At 67.5% G+C, this 18,692-nt stretch carries 15 protein-coding genes and 4 tRNA genes; 10 read left to right on the plus strand and 9 right to left on the minus strand.

What is annotated here, in order from left to right; genetic code table 11:
* Positions 1 to 24: 24 nt before the first annotated feature.
* On the plus strand, positions 25 to 1,512 hold the full coding sequence (locus FVQ89_RS11805) for an MDR family MFS transporter (RefSeq protein ID WP_147902127.1): 1,488 nt from the start codon (positions 25 to 27) through the stop codon (positions 1,510 to 1,512).
* Between the two features lie 40 nt (positions 1,513 to 1,552).
* On the opposite strand, the gene FVQ89_RS11810 is transcribed toward FVQ89_RS11805, so the two are convergent.
* The 4 genes from FVQ89_RS11810 to FVQ89_RS11825 all read right to left on the minus strand — a co-directional run bounded on the left by FVQ89_RS11810 (position 1,553) and on the right by FVQ89_RS11825 (position 6,845).
* Positions 1,553 to 3,709 (minus strand): 3-hydroxyacyl-CoA dehydrogenase NAD-binding domain-containing protein, encoded by a 2,157-nt coding sequence (locus FVQ89_RS11810; RefSeq protein ID WP_187265020.1) that lies wholly within the window; start codon positions 3,707 to 3,709, stop codon positions 1,553 to 1,555.
* 2 nt (positions 3,710 to 3,711) lie between these two features.
* Positions 3,712 to 4,965 carry a thiolase family protein gene (locus FVQ89_RS11815; RefSeq protein ID WP_147902128.1) on the minus strand — a complete coding sequence of 418 codons (1,254 nt, stop codon included), beginning with the start codon at positions 4,963 to 4,965 and terminating at the stop codon, positions 3,712 to 3,714.
* 61 nt (positions 4,966 to 5,026) lie between these two features.
* Positions 5,027 to 6,256, minus strand: a complete 1,230-nt coding sequence (locus tag FVQ89_RS11820; protein ID WP_255513581.1) for an HRDC domain-containing protein — start codon at positions 6,254 to 6,256, stop codon at positions 5,027 to 5,029.
* Positions 6,249 to 6,845: a DUF3000 domain-containing protein gene (locus FVQ89_RS11825; RefSeq protein WP_147902130.1), complete on the minus strand. Its 597-nt coding sequence runs from the start codon at positions 6,843 to 6,845 to the stop codon at positions 6,249 to 6,251. Before FVQ89_RS11825 ends, FVQ89_RS11820 begins: the two co-directional genes overlap by 8 nt.
* A gap of 68 nt (positions 6,846 to 6,913) precedes the next feature.
* On the opposite strand from FVQ89_RS11825, the gene FVQ89_RS11830 reads away from it, so the two are divergent.
* Entirely contained in the window at positions 6,914 to 8,095 is a 1,182-nt protein-coding gene (locus tag FVQ89_RS11830; protein WP_255513582.1) for a S9 family peptidase, read from the plus strand.
* Here FVQ89_RS11830 and FVQ89_RS11835 read toward each other — a convergent pair.
* From FVQ89_RS11835 to FVQ89_RS11845, 3 genes are read right to left on the minus strand one after another with little or no spacing between them, the layout of a single operon-like run.
* A complete protein-coding gene (locus FVQ89_RS11835) occupies positions 8,071 to 8,790 on the minus strand; it encodes a dihydrofolate reductase family protein (RefSeq protein WP_147902132.1) in 720 nt (239 codons plus the stop codon). The genes FVQ89_RS11830 and FVQ89_RS11835 overlap by 25 nt on opposite strands.
* Positions 8,787 to 9,221: a SufE family protein gene (locus FVQ89_RS11840; protein ID WP_147902133.1), complete on the minus strand. Its 435-nt coding sequence runs from the start codon at positions 9,219 to 9,221 to the stop codon at positions 8,787 to 8,789. Before FVQ89_RS11840 ends, FVQ89_RS11835 begins: the two co-directional genes overlap by 4 nt.
* An 18-nt stretch (positions 9,222 to 9,239) precedes the next feature.
* Positions 9,240 to 10,139, minus strand: a complete 900-nt coding sequence (locus tag FVQ89_RS11845; RefSeq protein WP_147902134.1) for a sulfurtransferase — start codon at positions 10,137 to 10,139, stop codon at positions 9,240 to 9,242.
* Positions 10,140 to 10,273: 134 nt separating this feature from the next.
* Between FVQ89_RS11845 and zapE the strand changes: the two genes are divergently transcribed.
* Entirely contained in the window at positions 10,274 to 11,287 is a 1,014-nt protein-coding gene (gene zapE, locus FVQ89_RS11850; RefSeq protein WP_147902135.1) for a cell division protein ZapE, read from the plus strand.
* Here the strand turns inward: zapE and FVQ89_RS11855 are convergent.
* Positions 11,277 to 12,419 carry a Na+/H+ antiporter NhaA gene (locus FVQ89_RS11855; protein ID WP_147902136.1) on the minus strand — a complete coding sequence of 381 codons (1,143 nt, stop codon included), beginning with the start codon at positions 12,417 to 12,419 and terminating at the stop codon, positions 11,277 to 11,279. The genes zapE and FVQ89_RS11855 overlap by 11 nt on opposite strands.
* A 223-nt stretch (positions 12,420 to 12,642) precedes the next feature.
* Between FVQ89_RS11855 and FVQ89_RS11860 the strand changes: the two genes are divergently transcribed.
* Positions 12,643 to 13,902, plus strand: coding sequence for an ammonium transporter (locus FVQ89_RS11860; RefSeq protein ID WP_147902137.1), 1,260 nt, complete (start codon positions 12,643 to 12,645; stop codon positions 13,900 to 13,902).
* Positions 13,903 to 13,997: 95 nt separating this feature from the next.
* Complete coding sequence (locus FVQ89_RS11865) at positions 13,998 to 15,026, plus strand: hypothetical protein (protein ID WP_147902138.1); 1,029 nt, start codon at positions 13,998 to 14,000, stop codon at positions 15,024 to 15,026.
* 14 nt (positions 15,027 to 15,040) lie between these two features.
* On the opposite strand, the gene FVQ89_RS11870 is transcribed toward FVQ89_RS11865, so the two are convergent.
* Positions 15,041 to 15,113, minus strand: a tRNA-Val gene (locus FVQ89_RS11870).
* Positions 15,114 to 15,249: 136 nt separating this feature from the next.
* Between FVQ89_RS11870 and FVQ89_RS11875 the strand changes: the two genes are divergently transcribed.
* The 5 genes from FVQ89_RS11875 (at position 15,250) to FVQ89_RS11895 (ending at position 18,686) form a co-directional block, all read left to right on the plus strand.
* A tRNA-Gly gene (locus FVQ89_RS11875) sits at positions 15,250 to 15,322 on the plus strand.
* A 52-nt stretch (positions 15,323 to 15,374) separates the two neighbouring features.
* Positions 15,375 to 15,445, plus strand: a tRNA-Cys gene (locus tag FVQ89_RS11880).
* 32 nt (positions 15,446 to 15,477) lie between these two features.
* Positions 15,478 to 15,552: transfer RNA gene (locus FVQ89_RS11885), tRNA-Val, on the plus strand.
* A gap of 63 nt (positions 15,553 to 15,615) precedes the next feature.
* The gene (locus FVQ89_RS11890) at positions 15,616 to 17,508 is read left to right on the plus strand and encodes a glycosyltransferase (protein WP_147902139.1); all 1,893 of its coding nucleotides are present in this window, start codon (positions 15,616 to 15,618) and stop codon (positions 17,506 to 17,508) included.
* A 77-nt stretch (positions 17,509 to 17,585) separates the two neighbouring features.
* Complete coding sequence (locus tag FVQ89_RS11895; RefSeq protein WP_147902140.1) at positions 17,586 to 18,686, plus strand: hypothetical protein; 1,101 nt, start codon at positions 17,586 to 17,588, stop codon at positions 18,684 to 18,686.
* Positions 18,687 to 18,692: the final 6 nt, after the last annotated feature.

Here is an 18,692-nt window from a genome sequence, read left to right on the forward strand (position 1 = left end):
CGCCACCACACCCCAGGGAGCACCGTGACGAACAACGCTGTCCAGAATTCCGCCACGGCGGCTCTGTCGGAAGACATCGCGCGTCGCAACCGCGTCGCGATCGTGCTCTTGCTGGCAGCGGTCTTCGTCGTGTTCCTCAACGAGACCACCATGAGCGTGGCGGTTCCGAAGATCATGGACGATCTCGGCATCACGCCGAGTCAGGGTCAGTGGCTCACGACCGGATTCGCTTTGACCATGGCGGTCGTGATCCCGGTGACGGGCTTCCTCCTGCAACGCCTCAACACGCGGCCGGTGTTCATCACGGCGATGTCGCTCTTCACGGTGGGGACGTTCATCGCGGCGACCGCCCCCGGATTCGGGGTGCTGATCCTCGGTCGGGTCGTCCAGGCCAGCGGCACCGCGATCATGATGCCGCTGCTGATGACGACCGTCCTGACCCTCGTTCCGATGTCGGATCGCGGTCGGATGATGGGTCGGATCTCCATCGTGATGTCGGTCGCACCGGCGATCGGACCGGCGGTCTCGGGTCTCATCCTGCAGTTCCTCGCCTGGCGCGGCCTGTTCTGGGTGATGCTCCCGATCTCGGCCGCGATGCTGGTCATCGGGATCGCGCGCGTTCCGAACGTCTCGGAACCGCGCAAGGTGCCGCTCGATGTCCTCTCGGTGATCCTCTCGGCGTTCGCTTTCTCAGGAATCGTGTTCGGGCTGAGCAACCTGGGTCTGGCGGCCGAGGGCAACGCGATGACGCCGTCGTGGATCCCGTTGGTGGTTGGCGGCGTCGCGCTCGCCCTCTTCATCTGGCGCCAGATCGTGCTGCAGCGTGTTGACGCGGCATTCCTCGACCTCCGCACGTTCCGCGCCCGCACGTTCGCGGTGTCGGTCGGGTTCCTCGTGATCCTGATGGGAGTTCTCTTCGGCGTCGTCATCCTGCTGCCGATCTACCTCGAGCGCGGACTCCAGGTCGACGTCCTGCTGATCGGGCTCACGCTTCTTCCCGGTGGACTGGCGATGGGTCTCCTCGGCCCGCTGGTCGGGCGGCTGTACGACCGCTTCGGTCCGGCTCCGTTGGTGGTTCCGGGTTCGATCGTGATGAGCGCGGCGATCTGGGCCATGACGTTCTTCGGTCCCGAAACGCAGCTGTGGTTCGTGTTGGCGACGCACGTGGTGCTGAGCCTGGCGCTCGGTTTCCTGTTCACTCCGGTGTTCACCGCAGCGACGGGGGCGCTTCCGCGCCACCTCTACTCGCACGGGTCGGCGACGATCGCGACGATCCAGCAGGTGGCCGGTGCAGCAGGCACCGCGGTGTTCATCGCGCTGCTCGCCATCGGGACGGCGAATGCCGGAGCGGCGAGCCCCGAGGCGGCGAGCCCCGAGCAGCTGATCGATGGTGTGCACCTCGCATTCCTGGGAGGCGCGATTCTTTCGCCGCTCGCGATCGTGGCGGCCTTCTTCGTCCGGAAGCCGGTTGAGCCGGAGATCACCGACGAGGAACTCGCCGCCGGCCACTGACGCGTGTGGGCCCGGCGCTCACGTTGCCGAGCCCACACGGTCACACCACGCCGCGGACAGGCGGATGGTGGAACGTGTCGCCGAACGCGCGCTCGCTCGCACCGACCCGATCGAGGTACGGCGTCGCTCCGCCCATCTGGAACGGCCACCCCGCCCCGAGGATCATGCAGAGGTCGATGTCTTCGGGACCCGCGACTACGCCGTCCTCGAGCATGCGATGAATCTCGTCTGCCAGACCGAGCTGCAGCCTTTCACGTAGCTGCTCGAGTGAGAGCGGAACGGCGTCCGCGGGCCGGTGCGCAGCGACGATCGCGATGGCCTTCTTGTCGTAGCCGGTGATCTTGCCCTTGGCGTCCTTCTCGAAGATCGCTCCGTACTCCGCGAGTTCATGGAGCGCTGGGCTGTCGAAGAAGCGCTCAGGGAACGCCGAGTGGTGAGTATCGAGCACATGGGCGCCGACTTTGAGGCCCACGAGGTCGAGGAGCACGAACGGATCCATCGGCAGGCCGAACGGCCGCGCCGCCTCGACGACATCCTCGAATGAGGCTCCCTGCTCGACCGCATGCATCGCCTCGCCGAGAACCTTCGCGAGGACGCGGTTGACGACGAATCCGGGGGAGTCGGTGGTGATCACCGCATTCTTCCGAAGCTTCGCCGCGGTCGCCATCGCGGTCGCCAGAGCGACATCTGTGGTCTGCGGAGTCTTCACCACCTCGATGAGCGGCATCACCGCGACCGGGTTGAAGAAGTGGAAGCCCACGAGACGCTCCGGGTGCGCGAGCTTCGCCCCGATCTGCTCGACCGACAGCGACGAGGTGTTCGTCGCGAGGATCGCTTCCGCGGAGATGTGCTTCTCGACATCCGCGAAGACCTCCTGCTTGACTCCCAGCTCTTCGAAGACCGCCTCGATCACCCAATCGCAATCGGCGAAGTCGGCCTTGTCGGTGGTGCCGCTCACGAGCGCCTTCAGCCGGTTCGCCTCATCCGACACGATGCGCCCCTTCGACAGGAGCTGATCGATCTCGTCGTGGATGTAGGCGATGCCCTTGTCGACGCGCCCCTGATCGAGGTCGGTGATGACCACCGGGACCTGCAGGCGCCGCACGAAGAGCAGGGCGAATTGGCTGGCCATGAGTCCGGCGCCGATCACGCCGACCTTCGTCACCTTCTGCGCGAGGTCGCCATCGGGCGCACCGGCCGGCCGCTTCGCACGCTTCTGGACGAGGTTGAACGCGTAGATGGACGCACGGAACTGATCGCCCGAGATCAGGTCGGCGAGGGCCGCGTCCTCCGCGAGGAAGCCGGTCTTCTTGTCGGTGTTCTTCGCTGCCTTGAGCAGCTCGACAGCGCGATACGGACTCTTCGCCACCTGTCCGATGCGGCTCTTCAGGGTCTTCTCGGCGATGCCGATGGCGATGTCCCACTTCGCGAGACGCTCGAGCTTGCCGGGGGAGTTCTTCCGCTTGACCTTGATCTCGCCGCCGAGCACGCCGTCCGCCCACCGGAGGGAGTCCTCGAGGAAGTTCGCCGGACCGAACATCGCGTCCGCGATCCCCAAGTCGTATGCCTGGGGTCCCTTCAGCATCCGGTTGTTCTTCAGCGGGTTCGAGATGATCACCTCGAGGGCGTTCTCGATGCCGATGAGGTTCGGAAGCAGCCACGCCCCGCCCCATCCGGGGATCAGGCCGAGGAAGACCTCGGGGAGCGCGAACGCCGGAACCGAGGAGTCGATTGTGCGGTAGTCGGCGTTGAGCGCGATCTCGACGCCTCCGCCGAGTGCGAGACCGTTGACGAACACGAATGAGGGCACGCCGAGCTCGCCCAGCTTGCCGAGCGTGCGGTGACCCAGCTGCGCCATGAGCAAGCCGGTCTCCCGATCGGGGATCGCGCCGACCTTGGAAAGGTCGGCACCGGCGGCCAGGATGAACTGTTTGCCGATGATGGCGACGCCGTCGATCTCCTTCGCTGCAGCACGCGCCGCCAGCTCATCGAGGCGGTCTCCGAGTTCGAGCAGCGTCGCGGGGCCCAAGGTGTTGGGACGCGTGTGGTCACGGCCGTTGTCGAGCGTCAGCAGGGCGATCGTGCGTCCGCTCGGCAGAGCGACATCGCGCACATAAGAGTGCGTGACGATCTCATCCGGGTCGAGCGCGGCGAGCTTCGCGAAGTCGCTGGAGCTGTAGTCGGGCAACGAGGTCATCGTCACTTCCCTCCTCGGTAGTGCGGGTTCTCCCAGATGACGCTGCCACCCTGCCCGAGGCCGACGCACATCGCGGTGAGGCCGTACCGCACATCCGGACGCTCTTCGAACTGTCGCGCCAGCTGGATCATGAGACGCACACCCGATGAGGCGAGCGGATGACCGATGGCGATCGCTCCGCCCCAGGGATTGACGCGCGGATCCTCGTCGTCGACACCGAAGTGGTCGAGGAACGAGAGCACCTGCACGGCGAAGGCCTCATTGAGCTCGAAGAGGCCGATGTCGTCGATCGTGAGACCCGCCTTGCGCAGCGCCTTCTCGGTCGAGGGGATCGGTCCGATGCCCATCACCTCGGGCTCCACGCCCGCGAACCCGAACGAGACCATCCGCATCTTGGTCGGGAGTCCTAGCTCCGCCGCGGCGTCGGCCGAGGCGATGAGCGACACGGTCGCCCCGTCGGTCAGCGGCGAGGCGTTTCCGGCCGTCACCCGTCCGTGCGGACGGAACGGGGTCTTGAGGTTCGCGAGACCCTCCATCGTGGTCTCCGGGCGCATGCCCTCGTCCTTCGTCGCGAGACCCCAGCCCTCTTCGCTTCGAATCGCCACCGGGATCAGATCCGGCTGGATCTTGCCCGCCTCATAGGCGGCCGCGACCTTCTGCTGGCTGAGCATCGAGAAGCGGTCGCTGCGCTCCTTCGTGAGCGAGGGGAAGCGGTCGTGCAGTCGCTCCGCCGTATTGCCCATGTTGAGCGAATCGGGTGAGACGAGCTTCTCTGCGAGGAACCGGGGGTTGGGGTCGGCATTGAATCCCATCGGGTGACGGCCCATGTGCTCCACACCGCCGGCGATCCCGATGTCGTAGGCGCCGAACGCGATCGCACCGGCGATCGTCGTGACGCTCGTCATCGCGCCCGCGCACATCCGGTCGATCGCGTAGCCCGGGACCGACAGCGGAAGCCCCGCGAGAATCGCGGAGGTGCGACCGAGCGTGAGGCCCTGGTCTCCCTGCTGGGTCGTCGCGGCGATCGCCACGTCGTCGACCCGGTCCTTCGGGAGGCTCGGGTTGCGCTCGAGGAGACCGATCATCGCTTTCACGATGAGGTCATCCGCGCGGGTGTTCCAGTACTGGCCCTTCTCTCCGGCGCGTCCGAACGGGGTGCGTACCCCGTCCACGAAGACGACGTCAGAACGATGAGCCGAGGGCGCTTGGGCCACGATGCCTCCAAGATCGACGGGTGGGATGCGCACATGAGGCATCCCGGGTCCTCCAGCATCCTAGGCAGGCACCGTCGCCGTGGTTCGAATCGTTCGACGGAATCTACGAAGGGTCGGGGGCCGGGTCGGCGGGCGGTTGGAGCGCCTCGACAAAGGCTGTCGCGATCAATCCGGACAGCTCATCGACCTGCCACTGTCGCGCACCGTGAGAGCGCAGAGCCTCGGCGATCGTCGTCTCGTCGAGCCGGCTCGGCGGGGTCCACGCCACACGTCGCAGCACCTCGGGGGTGAGCACGTTCTCCATCGGGATCGAGAGCTCCTCGGCGCGCGCCATGACCGCCGTGCGTGCAAGACGCAGGCGACGATCCGCCTCCGGATTGCGGTCCGCCCACATGCGTGGTGCCGGCACCCCGTCGCCCGTACCCCGCATCGACGGCGGGGTCGGATCGGCGGTTCCCGCCTCGACGGCGGCCCACCAGCGGTCGAGCTCGCGTCGGCTCGCGCGACCCGTGAACTCCTTGAGTCCTGCAAGCTCCCGCTTGCTCTGAGGTTGCGCCTTCGCCACCGCGACGAGCGACGCATCCGGCACCAGGCGACCAGGCGCGACGTCCTGATCCTGGGCGAACGCGTCGCGCGCGTTCCAGAGCGCGCGGGCGATGGCGAGCTGGCGCGGTGAGCGGAGCGCGTGCATCCCCGAGAGGCGGCGCCATGGCTCCTGCCTGACCGGAACGGTCTTCTCGAGTACCGCGGCGAACTCCTGCTGCGCGAACTCGCTCTTGCCGCCGTCTTCGAGCAGCGCAGCGATCTTGTCGCGGAGGTCGGGAAGCAACTCCACGTCGAGTGCGGCGTAGACCAGCCATTCCTGGGGGAGCGGGCGCGTCGACCAGTCGGCGGCAGAGTGCGCCTTGGCGAGATGCACGCCGAGCAACTCTTCCGCGACGGTAGCGAGGCCGACTCGGGGGAGACCTGCGAGGCGGGCACCGAGCTCGGTGTCGAAGATCGTCTCGGGGTCGAGCCCGACCTCACGCAAACACGCAAGATCCTGACTCGCCGCGTGGAGGACCCACTCCTCACCGTGCATCACCGCGTCCAGCTCCGAGAAGTCGCCGATCGCCGGCGGGTCGAAGAGGAACGCCCCGGATTCGCGACGGAAGACCTGGATCAGATACGCCCGCTGGGAGTACCGGAAGCCGGATGCGCGTTCGGCGTCGACGGCGAAGGGTCCTGTTCCGCGTGCGAGCGCGTCGACCGCGAGCAGGTAACCCTCTCGGGTATCGATGACCTCGACCTCGGGGTGCTCGGCATCTGCGGTGATCACTGGTTCGTCAGTCACGTGCGACCTGTCGTCGGGGAAGCAAGGCCACAGCATCCGAACTCGGGGGGAGACCCGCGAGCATGCACAAGAGTTCGCACCACGCCTCGACCTGCGGGCCGATGTCGGCCCCGGCGGGAGACCAGGACGCGCGAAGCTCGAGCTGAGACGCATCCCCCTGGCCCGCGAGCTCGCCGAACCCGGTCGAGAGCACCTTCGTCGCAGTGCCCGACGGGGAGGAGTACTCGGCACCTCGGGCGTCGAGCGCATCCACGAGCCAGGACCACGCGACCTGCGCGATGAACGGATCCACACCGATCTCGTTCTCGAGAGGAGCCTGCGCGTACGCGACGACGCGGAACGGACCGCCCCACGCGTCGGGCTCCTCCGGGTCGTAGAGCAGCACGAAGCGTCCCGTCCCGAGCAGCGAGTCGATGCCGTGCGTCGTCGGGCGTACATCTGCGGCCAACGCGATGGCATAGGGCGCGAGGCCCGTGGGGGCCGTGATCTCCACGAGTTCCATCTCTTCCCGGGTGCTCGCGGCGCGAACCGACTCCACCGCACGCACGAAGGGCGCGGGGGCAGACAGCTCTGACGGAGATGCGGTCACGACGGAAGCCTAGGATTCGGGATGAGAGCCGCACAGGTGCCACGCCGATGCGGAGAGCGGAGGAGCACGTGAGACGCGCTGACAGAGGGTCCCGCGCTGCGCGGATCGCCACCGGCGTCGTGCTCGGAGCGGCGGTCGCTGCCGCCACCGCGATCGGCGTCCTGAGCGCCGTCGTCGCCCGAACAGTGCTCGTTCCGCCGTCGCGTCGCGACGACGACATCCGGATTCTCGGCTACGACCCGCAGACGCGCCGCATCACGCTCTCGCCGACCGCCGACTCGACGCTGCCGGGTCAGTACAGCTTCTGGTTCTCGGGCGATACGGGGCATGCGCGGATCGGGGAGATCATCGAGATCGATCGGCTCGGCGTCGTGAGGGAGTTGCTCGCCGTCGACTTCGGCGACCTCGCCTCGGCGCGGAGGGGCCGGTTCAGCGGATGGTTCTGGCTCTCGCCTCGTCAGCTCGAGGTGCCCTACGAGAACGTGACGGTCTCCACCCCGCTCGGGCCCGCTCCGGCCTGGTTGATCCCGGCTGCGGGAGAGTCCGAGCGGTGGGTGATCGGTGTCCATGGGCGGGCTGTTCGGCGCGCCGAGACTCTCAGGGGTGTCGCACCCTTCCGTGCGGCGGGCTACCACAGCCTGCTGGTGTCCTATCGGAACGACGGCGAGGCGCCGCCCAGCCCCGACCGGCGCTATGCGCTCGGTGAGCGGGAGTGGATCGATGTCGATGCCGCTGTGGCGTACGCGATCGCACGTGGTGCGCGAGAGATCGTGCTGATGGGGTGGTCGATGGGTGGTGCGACTGTCCTGCAGGCGCTCACCCGGTCGCCACGTTCGCCGCTCGTCACCGGTGTGGTGCTCGAGTCCCCGGTGGTCGACTGGATCGCGACTCTCGAGTTCCAGGCGCGCATGCGCCGACTGCCGGCCGTCGTGCGCTGGGGCGTCTTCCAACTCATCCGATCGAGATGGGGTCGTGTGGTGACGGGTCTTGCCGAGCCGCTCGATCTCGACCGCATGGATTTCGTGACCCGGGCGGCGGAGCTCGACAGGCCCGTGCTGCTCCTGCACAGCGTCGACGACGGATTCGTACCCGCGACGGCATCCAGCGCCCTAGCGGCCGCGCGCCCCGACATCGTCACCTTCGAGCAGTTCACGATCGCGCGCCACACGAAGTTGTGGAACTACGACCGCACGCGTTGGGAGGACGCGATCACCAACTGGCTCGCTCAGTTCACCGACCAACGGGCGTAGAGCCCGCCGGCGTCGTCGGCCATGAGAGCCAGGAGCCGTAGATCGATCGCGTGATGCGGTTCCGAGCCGAGGACGGGAAGCCCGCCTCCGACGAGGCGCGGGCTGGTCGAGAGGCACAGCTCGCCGACCAGGCCTGCCGCGAGCAGCTGAGACGCGAGCACCGGGCCGCCCTCGCAGACGATTCGGCCCAGCCCGTCGGCGATCAGCGACGCGATGATCGACTCCGGGGCGAGGCGACCGTGAGAGTCGGCCTCCAACTCGATGAATCGATGTGGGGCGTCGAGGGACGCGGCTGTCCGTTCGCGGGCGATCACCGGGCCGAACACGAGGATCGGCTCGGCGTCGCCGGATGGTGCGGGCGAGGCTCCCGCGAAGTCGCCCGACGTCGTCACCACGGCAAGACGCGCGGTTCTCGGCATGAGGTACCCCTCGGCGCGCAGGCTCGCTGCGCCGATCAGCACGACGTCGCTCTCGGCCCGGATGGCGCCGAGCACGGCCCGATCCGGACGGCTCGACAGCGACTCCGAGGTCCCGTCGTCGCCACGCGCGCTGCCGTCGACGCTCGCGATCAGGTTGATCCGGATCCCGGCTGCGTCATGATCTCGACCGTACAGAGCCCGCAGGCGATCCCGGCTTCCCGGCTCTCCCACCGGGATCGGAGCGCCCGGCTCGGGGAGCAGCGGTCGCAGCGTCACGCCGTGCGTTCCCGCACCTGTCGCTGGACGCGACCGAGCATCCCGGACATCCCGCGGATGCGCAGCGGGCTCACGGCCTCGGTGAGTCCGAGGGTCAACGGGAAGTCCGCCGGAACCGCGAGAACCTCCTCCGCCGCGAGGCCGGTCAGCCCCTGCACGAGGATCGACGCGAAGCCACGCGTCGTGGGCGACTGAGGAGGAGCGGTGGCGTACATCCGCACAACGTTCTCGCTGTCGACCTCGACGAAGATGTACACCGGGGACTGGCACTCCTCGACCCGCTCCAAGAGGTCCGGATGCTCCGCGAATCGCGGAGGCAGCTCCGGCAGCTCCTGAGAGAACTCGAGTAGCAGTTGCAACCGGTCGGCTTGGCCGAGGGCCAGGAAGTCGTCTCGGATCGCGGCGAGTGAGTCGGGAAGCGGGGCCGTCATCAGATCAGTGTTGCGCGTTCAGCGCCCGGGCGCTTCGCCGGGCTCCGCTCCCGTCGCGATCGGCACGCGGACGGCGCTGCCCCACTCGGTCCACGAGCCGTCGTAGTTGCGGACGCCCTCGAAGCCGAGAAGATGCGTGAGGACGAACCAGGTGTGGCTCGAGCGCTCACCGATCCGGCAGTAGGCGATGACGCTGTCACCTTCGCGGAGACCGGCTCCGTCGCGGTAGATCCCATCGAGCTCAGCGCGCGACTTGAAGGTGCCGTCCTCTGCGACCGCCTTGGCCCACGGCACGCTCTGCGCCGACGGGATGTGGCCGCCGCGCAGCGCGCCCTCCTCCGGATAGGCGGGCATGTGCGTGCGCTCGCCCGTGTACTCCTCCGGGGAGCGCACGTCGATCAGCGGGTTGCCGAAGTGTGCGAGCACGTCCTCCTTGAAGGCCCGGACGGCGCTGTCGTTGCGCTCCACGACCGGGTACTCGGTCGCCGGACGACTCGTCGCATCGGTCGTGTAAGCGCGGCCCTCGGCCTCCCACTTCGCGCGCCCGCCGTCGAGCAGACGCACGTCGGGGTGCCCGAAGAGAGTGAACACCCAGAGCGCGTATGCCGCCCACCAGTTGTTCTTGTCGCCGTAGATGACGACCGTGTCGTCCCGTGAAATGCCCTTCGCCGACAGCAGAGCCGCGAAGCCCTCGCCGTCCAGGTAGTCGCGCACGACCGGGTCGTTCAGCTCGGTGTGCCAGTCGATCTTGACCGCGCCGTCGATATGCCCGGTCTCGTAGAGCAGTACGTCCTCGTCGGACTCCACCACCACGAGCCCCTCCTCGCCCAGGTGCTCGGCGAGCCACTCGGAGCTGACGAGTCGCTCCGGATGCGCGAATGCGCTGAAGGTGGGGTTCGGATCGGGGGCAACCGACATGTGCTGAATCTCCTTGCGAGTAGGCTTGGTGCTCGTCCAAGGGTAGGCAGTCGGCGCCGGAAAGCGCAGGCGAATCCGTAAGAGAACGACACACGCCACCCGATTCAGGCGCTCATCTCGACCGGAAGACCCGCATGCCGCATCCGACCCCCGTGTCGCTTCTCACTCGTGCTCCGGAGATGACGGGCGCGGAGATGGCGGCGTCGCTCGTCCCCCCGCGGCAGTTCGCCGGGGCCACCCTCGAGAGCTATCGACCCGATCCGGACTTCCCTTCGCAGACGGAGGCCGTCGAGCGTGTGCGTGCGTTCGCAGAGGCCATGCGCGGCGGGGGCGGCGGGGGGCGCGGCCTTTTCGGTCGCCGGAAGTCGCCGGAGACGAAGGCCGGCATCTACCTGGACGGCGGCTTCGGCGTCGGCAAGACCCACCTTCTCGCGGCCCTCTGGCACCTCGCGCCCGGCCGCACGTACTTCGGCACGTTCATCGAGTACACGGCTCTCGTCGGCGCACTCGGCTACGCGCAGGCGGTCGAACTGCTCCGGGGGTCGACCTTCGTCGCGATCGACGAATTCGAGCTCGACGATCCGGGCGACACGATGGTGATGACACGACTGCTCGGCGAGCTCGCGTCCACCGGTACCCGGATCGCCGCCACCTCGAACACCCCGCCGAACGCTCTGGGGGAGGGGCGCTTCGCCGCCGCTGACTTCCTCCGGGAGATCCAGGCGCTCTCGGATCGCTTCGAGATCCTTCGAATCGATGGGCTCGACTACCGCCGCCGCGACGTGGAAGGGCACGCGGTCGTCACAGACGACGCGGACCTCGAGACGAAGCTGTCGATCGTCGAGGGCGAGACGGCCCTCGACGACTTCGACGGACTGCTGCGCCATCTCGCGAAGGTGCACCCGTCGCGATACATCCGCATCGTCGAGGGCCTCGCCGCCGTCGGATTGCGCGGAGTGCATACTCTGACGGATCAGGCCGACGCACTTCGGTTCGTCGCCTTCATCGACAGGCTGTACGACGAGCAGGTGCGCGTGGTCGCATCCGGAACTCCCCTGGATGAGGTGTTCGGCGACGAGATGCTCGCAGGCGGCTATCGCAAGAAGTATCTGCGGGCGGTGTCGCGCCTCATCGCGCTCACGAACTGAAGCGCGACCGGCGCGCGACCGTGGCGGTGGTCACTCCACCGACGACGAGCGCCACCAGCGAACCCGCGAGCACCGCGAGCGTGGCCGAGGCCACGAGTGTCTCGTCACCTCGGAACGCGAGTTCGGCCATCAGCAACGAAATCGTGAAGCCGACCCCTCCGAGGGTTGCGACGACGAGGATCTCCGGCAGTCTCAACGCCGCGCGGCGCTCGGATGCAGGCACCAGTTGGCGAGCGATCAGGCCGCCGGCGGAGATGCCGATGAGCTTCCCCGCGGGGAGCGCGATGAAGACCCCCCAGAAGAGCGGGCCGAGACCGCCGTCGCGGATCTCCGGCACGACCACCATTGAGGCGCTCAGCGCGAACAGGGGCAGGACGAGACCATTCACCCAGGGTTCCAGGGCGTGCCGGAGGCGCTCGCCCGGCTTCGACGCGAAGACGAGGCCCAGCGCGACGCCGGCGATCGTCGCATGCACACCGGATGAGAACACCAGCACCCAGGTCGCCACACCGAGCACGATCAGGACAGCGGTGCGCACTCCCGCGGGCCACGTGCTTCGGGCGGAAATCCATCCGAACGCGGCGATGAGTGGGACGGCGACGAGAAGGGGGATGGGGGCAAGCTCGCGCGTGAAGAACGCCGCGATGATCGCGATGGCGATCAGGTCGTCGAGTACCGCGAGTGCCAGAAGGAACGCGCGAACGCGTCGCGGCAGCCCACGGCCGAGGAGCGCTAGCACACCCAGGGCGAAGGCGATGTCCGTCGCGGTCGGGATCGGCCATCCGACCAGTTCGGTGGGATCGCGAACGAGCACCAGGAAGAGAAGCGCGGGCACGATCACGCCGCCCGTCGCGGCGACGGCGGGCGCGAGTGCCTTCCGGGGACTGTCGAGCTCGCCGTGCGTCAGTTCGTGACGGAGTTCGATCGCGACCACGAAGAAGAAGAGGGCGAGCAGGCCGTCGGCGATCCAGTGGCCGAGGGAGAGGTCGAGGATCGACACCCCGGTGTCGGGGTGCGCGTCGCGCACACCCACGACGGCGGTGCCGATGGGCGAGTTGGCGATCACGAGACCCGCGACGGCGGCGAGGGCAAGAACAACAGCGGCGGCTCGCTCGGAGCGGAAGATCGTCACGGCACCACTCTTGCATGGTCAGTGGGGCTGATTCTCGGTCAAGTGTGAGGCCGACGAAACGTGATGTTTACATTCGCGGTGGGGCCGTAACACTGGCGAAACGTGGTGCGCGCGGAAACGAAACCTCCCCTCCCCAGACTGGGGCGCGTACCCGAGGAGCACGGTCCGTGTGCGATCTGCGCCAAACGGTTCACGTGTTCCACACCAATGAGAGAGGCAAGAAATGGATCAGGGCAACACCGCCTTCCTTCTTATCGCCGCCGCACTCGTCCTGCTCATGACTCCGGGCCTGGCGTTCTTCTACGGAGGACTCGTCAAGGCCAAGAGCGTCATCAGCATGATGATGATGAGCTTCGGCGCCATCGGCTTGATCGCGGTCCTCTGGGCGATCTACGGCTACGCGATTGCGTTCCCGGGCGCCGAGGGAACGATCTTCCCCTGGTCGATCGACTCGAGCGCGATCGGCCTGAACAGCCTCCTTGAGGTTCCTGAGGATGCGGCCTTCCCGCCGCTGGCTTTCGTCGCCTTCCAGGCAACGTTCGCCATCATCACCGTCGCACTGATCTCGGGCGCAATCGCGGACCGTGCGAAGTTCGGCTCGTGGATGATCTTTGCCGGCATTTGGGCGACTGTCGTGTACTTCCCGGTCGCGAGCTGGGTGTTCAACTTCGGCCTCGCTGAGGACGGATCCTTCGCCTACGGCGGATGGATCACTCATGGTCTGCAGGAGGCCTTCGGTCTCGGCGTGATCGACTTCGCGGGAGGTACCGCGGTCCACATCAACGCTGGTGCCGCCGCACTCGCACTCGCTATCGTGCTTGGCCGTCGCGTGGGATTCGCCAAGGGCGCCCACGCCCCGCACAACCCGCCCTTCGTCCTTCTGGGTGCGGGCCTCCTGTGGTTCGGCTGGTTCGGTTTCAACGCGGGCTCTGAGCTCGCCGCCGATGGCACTGCCGCGCTCGCGTTCGTCAACACGATCATCGCCCCGGCTGCGGCGCTGCTCGCCTGGCTCGTGGTCGAGAAGATCCGGGACGGCAAGCCGACCTCGATCGGCGCGGCGTCCGGTGCTGTCGCAGGTCTTGTGGCGATCACTCCGGCGTGTGCATCCCTGGATCCGATCTGGGCGATCGTGCTGGGCCTCGTCGCTGGCGTGCTCTGCGCACTCGCTGTCGACCTGAAGTTCAAGCTCGGATTCGATGACTCGCTCGACGTGGTGGGCGTCCACCTCGTCGGCGGCCTCATCGGAACGCTGTACCTCGGATTCTTCGCGAACGGAACCGGCCTCTTCATGGGTGGTGACGGCACGCAGCTGCTCGTCCAGACCATCGCCGCGTTCTCGGTGATGATCTACTCGTTCGTTCTCGCCTTCCTGATCGGATTCGTGATCGAGAAGACGATCGGCTTCCGTGTCAAGAACGAGGACGAGATCGCCGGCATCGACAAGGTCGTGCACGGCGAAGAGGGCTACGTCCTGGCCGAGTAATCGGCTTTCGCAATCCGACGCGGGGCGCCGTCTCATCCGAGGCGGCGCCCCGTATCGTTGTCCCGCCCCCGTCCCGTGCTCATCCCGGAGCCCGCATGCCCGCTCTCGTGGTCGTTTCCTACCTCGCCTGCCTGGCGATGGCGGTCGGCGTCGTCCTCATGCTGCGCTCGAGGCTGACGGTCGCACGCGTCACGCGGCTGCTGCTCGCTACGGTCGTCGGCGCGGCCGTCTCGACCGGAGCTGCGGCGATGACCGGTGCAGAGAGCCCGGTCTTCCTCCTCGGCGCTGCGGCCGCCGTACTGCCGATCGCCCTGCTTCTCGACGCTGCATGTGAGGAAGCGGCCCCAGGCGAGCAGCGGGTCGCGTGGGTGTTGATCGCCCTGTGGGCGGCAGTGATCTTCCCCACATCCGCGATCGTGCCGCTCAAGCTGTTCGCGATGTGTCCGGCGCCCGAGTGCCGCATCGAGGACTTCGGTGGCGCTCTACCCCTTCTGGTGTCGTCCGCCGCGTCGGTGCTGCTCGCGTGGCGAGTGAGGTTCGCGGAACCCGCCGAGCAGGGCGCGCGCTTCCTCGGAGGTGTGCTGACGTTGTGGTTGTCCACCGCCTGCTGGCTCGCGAGCCTCGAAGCGGCGATAGACCCGTACACCCCGCGCATCCTGCTGGCGGCGATCGTGTCACCAGTGGGTGGAGCCGCGGCGTGGTTGCTCGTCGATCTCCTGCGTCAGTCGGGTCGGCACCCGCTTCGTTCGGCGGCGGATGGCGTCATCGCGGGCCTCGTTGCCATCATCCCGGGTGCCGCGACGATCTCGTTCCCGTGGTCGCTCGCCGTCGGCGCCCTCGCCGGTGGTGCGGCAGCACTCGTCTACGGTTCCCGTCGGACAGCGTCGGGGGGGCGAGCGGCTCACGCGGCCCTCGTCGTTCTGACCTCGACCGCCATCGGATACCTCGCGCCGGCCGTCTCGGGCGACACGATCGGTCTGGTGTTCTCGGGGAGGATCGCTGCGGTCGTGCCGCCGGTTGCGGCGTTCGCGGCCGTCACCGCCTTCGGCATCGTCGCGAGTGTGCCCGCATGGATGCTCCGTCGCCGGACGACCGTGGCCACAGACGACGAAACCCCCGGCTGACCGGGGGTTCTCGGTGGGCGATACCAGACTCGAACTGATGACCTCTTCCGTGTGAAGGAAGCGCGCTACCAACTGCGCCAATCGCCCGCGACGACCATCTTGCCACATGCGACGGGGCCCGCCGCGCCACCCGCGCGAAGCGGTGTCACACGCCGTGTGCCGGTTTTGACCTCCGAGCTTCATGGGCTACAGTCGAAGACGCACGCCCCCGGGCGAGCGAAATGCGGATGTAGCGCAGTTGGTAGCGCATCACCTTGCCAAGGTGAGGGTCGCGAGTTCGAGTCTCGTCATCCGCTCGAGTGGAGTCTCACGGTCCACCGGACTTCCGGTCCATTGGGCCGCACACCTGGTGGCGTGGCCGAGAGGCGAGGCAGCGGCCTGCAAAGCCGTCCACACGGGTTCGAATCCCGTCGCCACCTCACTCACCGCACCGAGAGCATGCTCTCGGAGCGGGCGATTGGCGCAGCGGTAGCGCGCTTCCCTGACACGGAAGAGGTCACTGGTTCGATCCCAGTATCGCCCACCACCAACTGACTGGCACCGGTACGGGGGCCTTGCGCGCTCGCACTCCTGCATTGACCATGAACACATGGCATGGGGGGATGCCGTCCTCGACGATGAGGCCTTCGCGCAGGTTCTCGTGACGACGGGCGCACTGACACCGCAACAGTTGGAATCGGCTCGAGCGGCGCGTGATTCGTCGCCACGCACTCTCGATGAGGTGCTCGTGGATCTCGGGATGGCCTCGGAGATCGCCGTGCGGCACGCCATGGCTGAGGCCTGGCAGGTGCCCGCGTTCGACCCCGAGCGCGTGGTCCGGGATCCGGAAGTCCTCCGCGAGTACGCCGACCGGCGGTACCTCCGCGACGGCTGGATGCCCTTGTGCCGCGAAGACGACGGCACCATCCTGGTGGCGACGGCGTGCGCTCCCACCCCCGCGCTGATCTACCGTCTCGAGAGTGAGCTCGAGGGCCGCGTGCGCCCCATCGCGGCGTCGCGGAGCGACCTCAGGCATCTGGCTCTCCTGATGTTCTCCGACGAGATCGCAGACGAGGCGGCGGACGGGCTCTACCGACGCAACCCGTTGCTCTCAGCACGTCATGTCCTGTGGCGCAGCCAGCGCATCGGACTCGTGCTCATCTGCGCGGTACTCCTCGCCGGGCTGGTGTTCTGGACGGCGCCAACGGTGACGACCTTGCTGACCGTCTTCGCGGCGCTGTTCCTCGTCGGCACAGGATTCAAGTTCTTCGTGTCGTTGAAGGGAGCACGCTTCGACATCCTCGAACGTGTCCCCCTCCGCGCGGTCGCCGCGCTGACCGATGCGGAGCTACCGGTGTACACAGTGCTCGTTCCCGTCTTCCGGGAGGAGAACATCGTGGGGCGGCTGGTCGAGAACCTTGGCCGGATCGACTACCCGACTCACAAGCTCGAGGTGCTCGTGCTCATCGAGGAGGAGGACACCCTCACCCGCGAGGCGTTCGACCGGGCGGATCCGCCGCCGAACTTCCGGGTGATCACGATCCCCGCAGGATCCCCTCAGACGAAGCCGCGCGCGTGCAACGTGGGTCTCTTCTTCGCGTCGGGGGAGTACCTCGTGATCTTCGACGCCGAGGACACCCCCGATCCGGACCAACTCAAGAAGGCGTTCGTCGCGTTCCGGCGCGGGGGCCCGCGCACGGTGTGCATCCAGGCCGCACTGAGCTATTTCAACTCCCGCGAAAACGTCCTCACCCGGATGTTCTCCCTCGAGTACAGCTACTGGTTCGACTACATGCTGGCCGGCCTCGACGCGTGGAATCTGCCCATTCCTCTCGGGGGTACCTCCAATCACTTCCGTACACGCGCGCTGATCGAGCTCGGCGGGTGGGACCCCTACAACGTCACGGAGGACGCCGACCTGGGGGTCCGCGCGAGCGCCCTCGGCTACCGGGTGGGGGTGATCGACTCCACGACGCTCGAGGAGGCGAACACGTCGGTGCCGAACTTCATCCGGCAGCGCAGTCGCTGGATCAAGGGATACATGCAGACGTCGCTCGTGCACGCGCGGCAGCCCTTTCGACTCCTCATGCGGATCGGTGCTCGACGCACGCTGGCGTTCGCTCTGCTCATCGCCGGTACCCCCGCCATCTTCCTCGCCATGCTTCCGCTGTGCGTGCTTGCGGTGGTGAGTGTGGCGCTGCCCGCCGCATGGCTGGCAGAGGTGTTTCCGCCGTGGCTGCTCTGGTTGACGCTCGTGAACTTCGTCGTGGGCAACGCGATGATGGTCTACCTGTCGATGATGGGGCCGTACAAGCGCGGCGCCTTCGCCCTCATCGGGTGGGCCCTGCTCAACCCTCTGTACTGGATCCTCCACTCCGTCGCGGCGTACAAGGCCCTGTGGCAGCTCATCACGAAACCGCACTACTGGGAGAAGACCGCGCATGGTCTGAGCCGCGAAGACGTCGCTGAGCACCTTGCCACCGAAGGGGGAGTGTCGCTGTGACGGCCGCAGTCGTCTCCCGCCGGGACCTACCTCGTACGCGACCGCGTCGTACCCGGCTCGATCCGCACCCACGATCCGTGGGCGGTCGGTGGGTGATGCGGATCGCCTTCGCTGCTCCGACCGCGTTGGCGGCGGTGCTCGCGGAGATCGGCGGGGTGAGATCGCGCAAGACCCCGAACGACGAGCTCCTCGATCGCGTGTCGTCCATTTCGTGGAGCGAGGGCGGCGTCGACTGGATCGGCGAACTGTTCCCGCCTCTGACAGCCGGAATCGCCGTGCTGATCGGCTGGACCGGCCCCCTGGGTCTCGCCATGGTGGGGGCGGCGATCGGGGGACTCCTGCTGCAGCAGATGTCTCAGATCATGGTGCAACGACGCTTCCGGATCGCCCTCAGAATTCCGCTTCTGGCGGCCGTGGGCCTGAACCCCTTGTTCCCCTACAACGCGACGGAGAACTTGGGAGCGTTTCTCGGGATCGCGTTCTTCGGGGTCGGGATCGCGAACGCGGCCAGATTCTTGCTCTGGGGGCATACGCGCGGCGGATTCACCGCCGGGATCCTCTTCATGCTCGCAGTGCTCAGCGACCGCGCTGCGATCCTCTACGTGCTCTCAGCGCTTATCGCGGCTCCGTTCCTGTCCGAGAGCCGTCGGTTCGGCGCCAGAGCACGCTGGGCGAACGTGGTCGTCCTGGCGTATCCCTCGGCCGCCGCCATCGGGTCGGTGGTAGCGCTCCACACGATCTTCCTCGGCAGTCCGGTGCCCCCGCAGGTGGAGCGGGCGATCATCGGCGCGGGGGGTGTGCCGGCGTCCGTGGGGATTTCGGGGACGACAGAGGGCTACCTCCTGATCGCGACCGTGATCCTCGCCTGGGCGGCATCGTTGGTGCTGCGCCGACCGAGCGGAATCCTCGTCTCCAGCCTGATCTTCGTGGCGGTTGAAGTCGGACTCGTCATCGGGTTGATTCCACCGAACTCGGTCGGCAACACCTATCTGCTGCTCGTCCTCATGATGATCGCGCTCGTGCCGACCGCGAAGACGCGGACGACGGGCGTGCTGCTCGGCGTCCTCGGGATCGTGCTGAATGCGGTCGCCTGGATCACCGCGTTCGCGAATCCGATCAGCCGCGACTGGCTGATGGCGATCGTCGAAGGAGCGTCCCAGCTCGTCGGCGGAGGCTGAGCCGCA

The sequence above is a fragment of the Homoserinibacter sp. GY 40078 genome (assembly GCF_008017545.1).
Taxonomy (GTDB): Bacteria; Actinomycetota; Actinomycetes; order Actinomycetales; family Microbacteriaceae; genus Homoserinibacter.

What these genes read in the sequence shown, in the direction of transcription:
- FVQ89_RS11860 (WP_147902137.1), top strand. Translation starts at nt 12,643, where the DNA reads ATGGATCAGGGCAACACCGCCTTCCTTCTTATCGCCGCCGCACTCGTC.
- FVQ89_RS11810 (WP_187265020.1), bottom strand. Translation starts at nt 3,709, where the DNA reads ATGACCTCGTTGCCCGACTACAGCTCCAGCGACTTCGCGAAGCTCGCC.
- zapE (WP_147902135.1), top strand. Translation starts at nt 10,274, where the DNA reads ATGCCGCATCCGACCCCCGTGTCGCTTCTCACTCGTGCTCCGGAGATG.
- FVQ89_RS11815 (WP_147902128.1), bottom strand. Translation starts at nt 4,965, where the DNA reads ATGCCTCATGTGCGCATCCCACCCGTCGATCTTGGAGGCATCGTGGCC.
- FVQ89_RS11840 (WP_147902133.1), bottom strand. Translation starts at nt 9,221, where the DNA reads ATGACGGCCCCGCTTCCCGACTCACTCGCCGCGATCCGAGACGACTTC.
- FVQ89_RS11865 (WP_147902138.1), top strand. Translation starts at nt 13,998, where the DNA reads ATGCCCGCTCTCGTGGTCGTTTCCTACCTCGCCTGCCTGGCGATGGCG.
- FVQ89_RS11890 (WP_147902139.1), top strand. Translation starts at nt 15,616, where the DNA reads ATGGCATGGGGGGATGCCGTCCTCGACGATGAGGCCTTCGCGCAGGTT.
- FVQ89_RS11845 (WP_147902134.1), bottom strand. Translation starts at nt 10,139, where the DNA reads ATGTCGGTTGCCCCCGATCCGAACCCCACCTTCAGCGCATTCGCGCAT.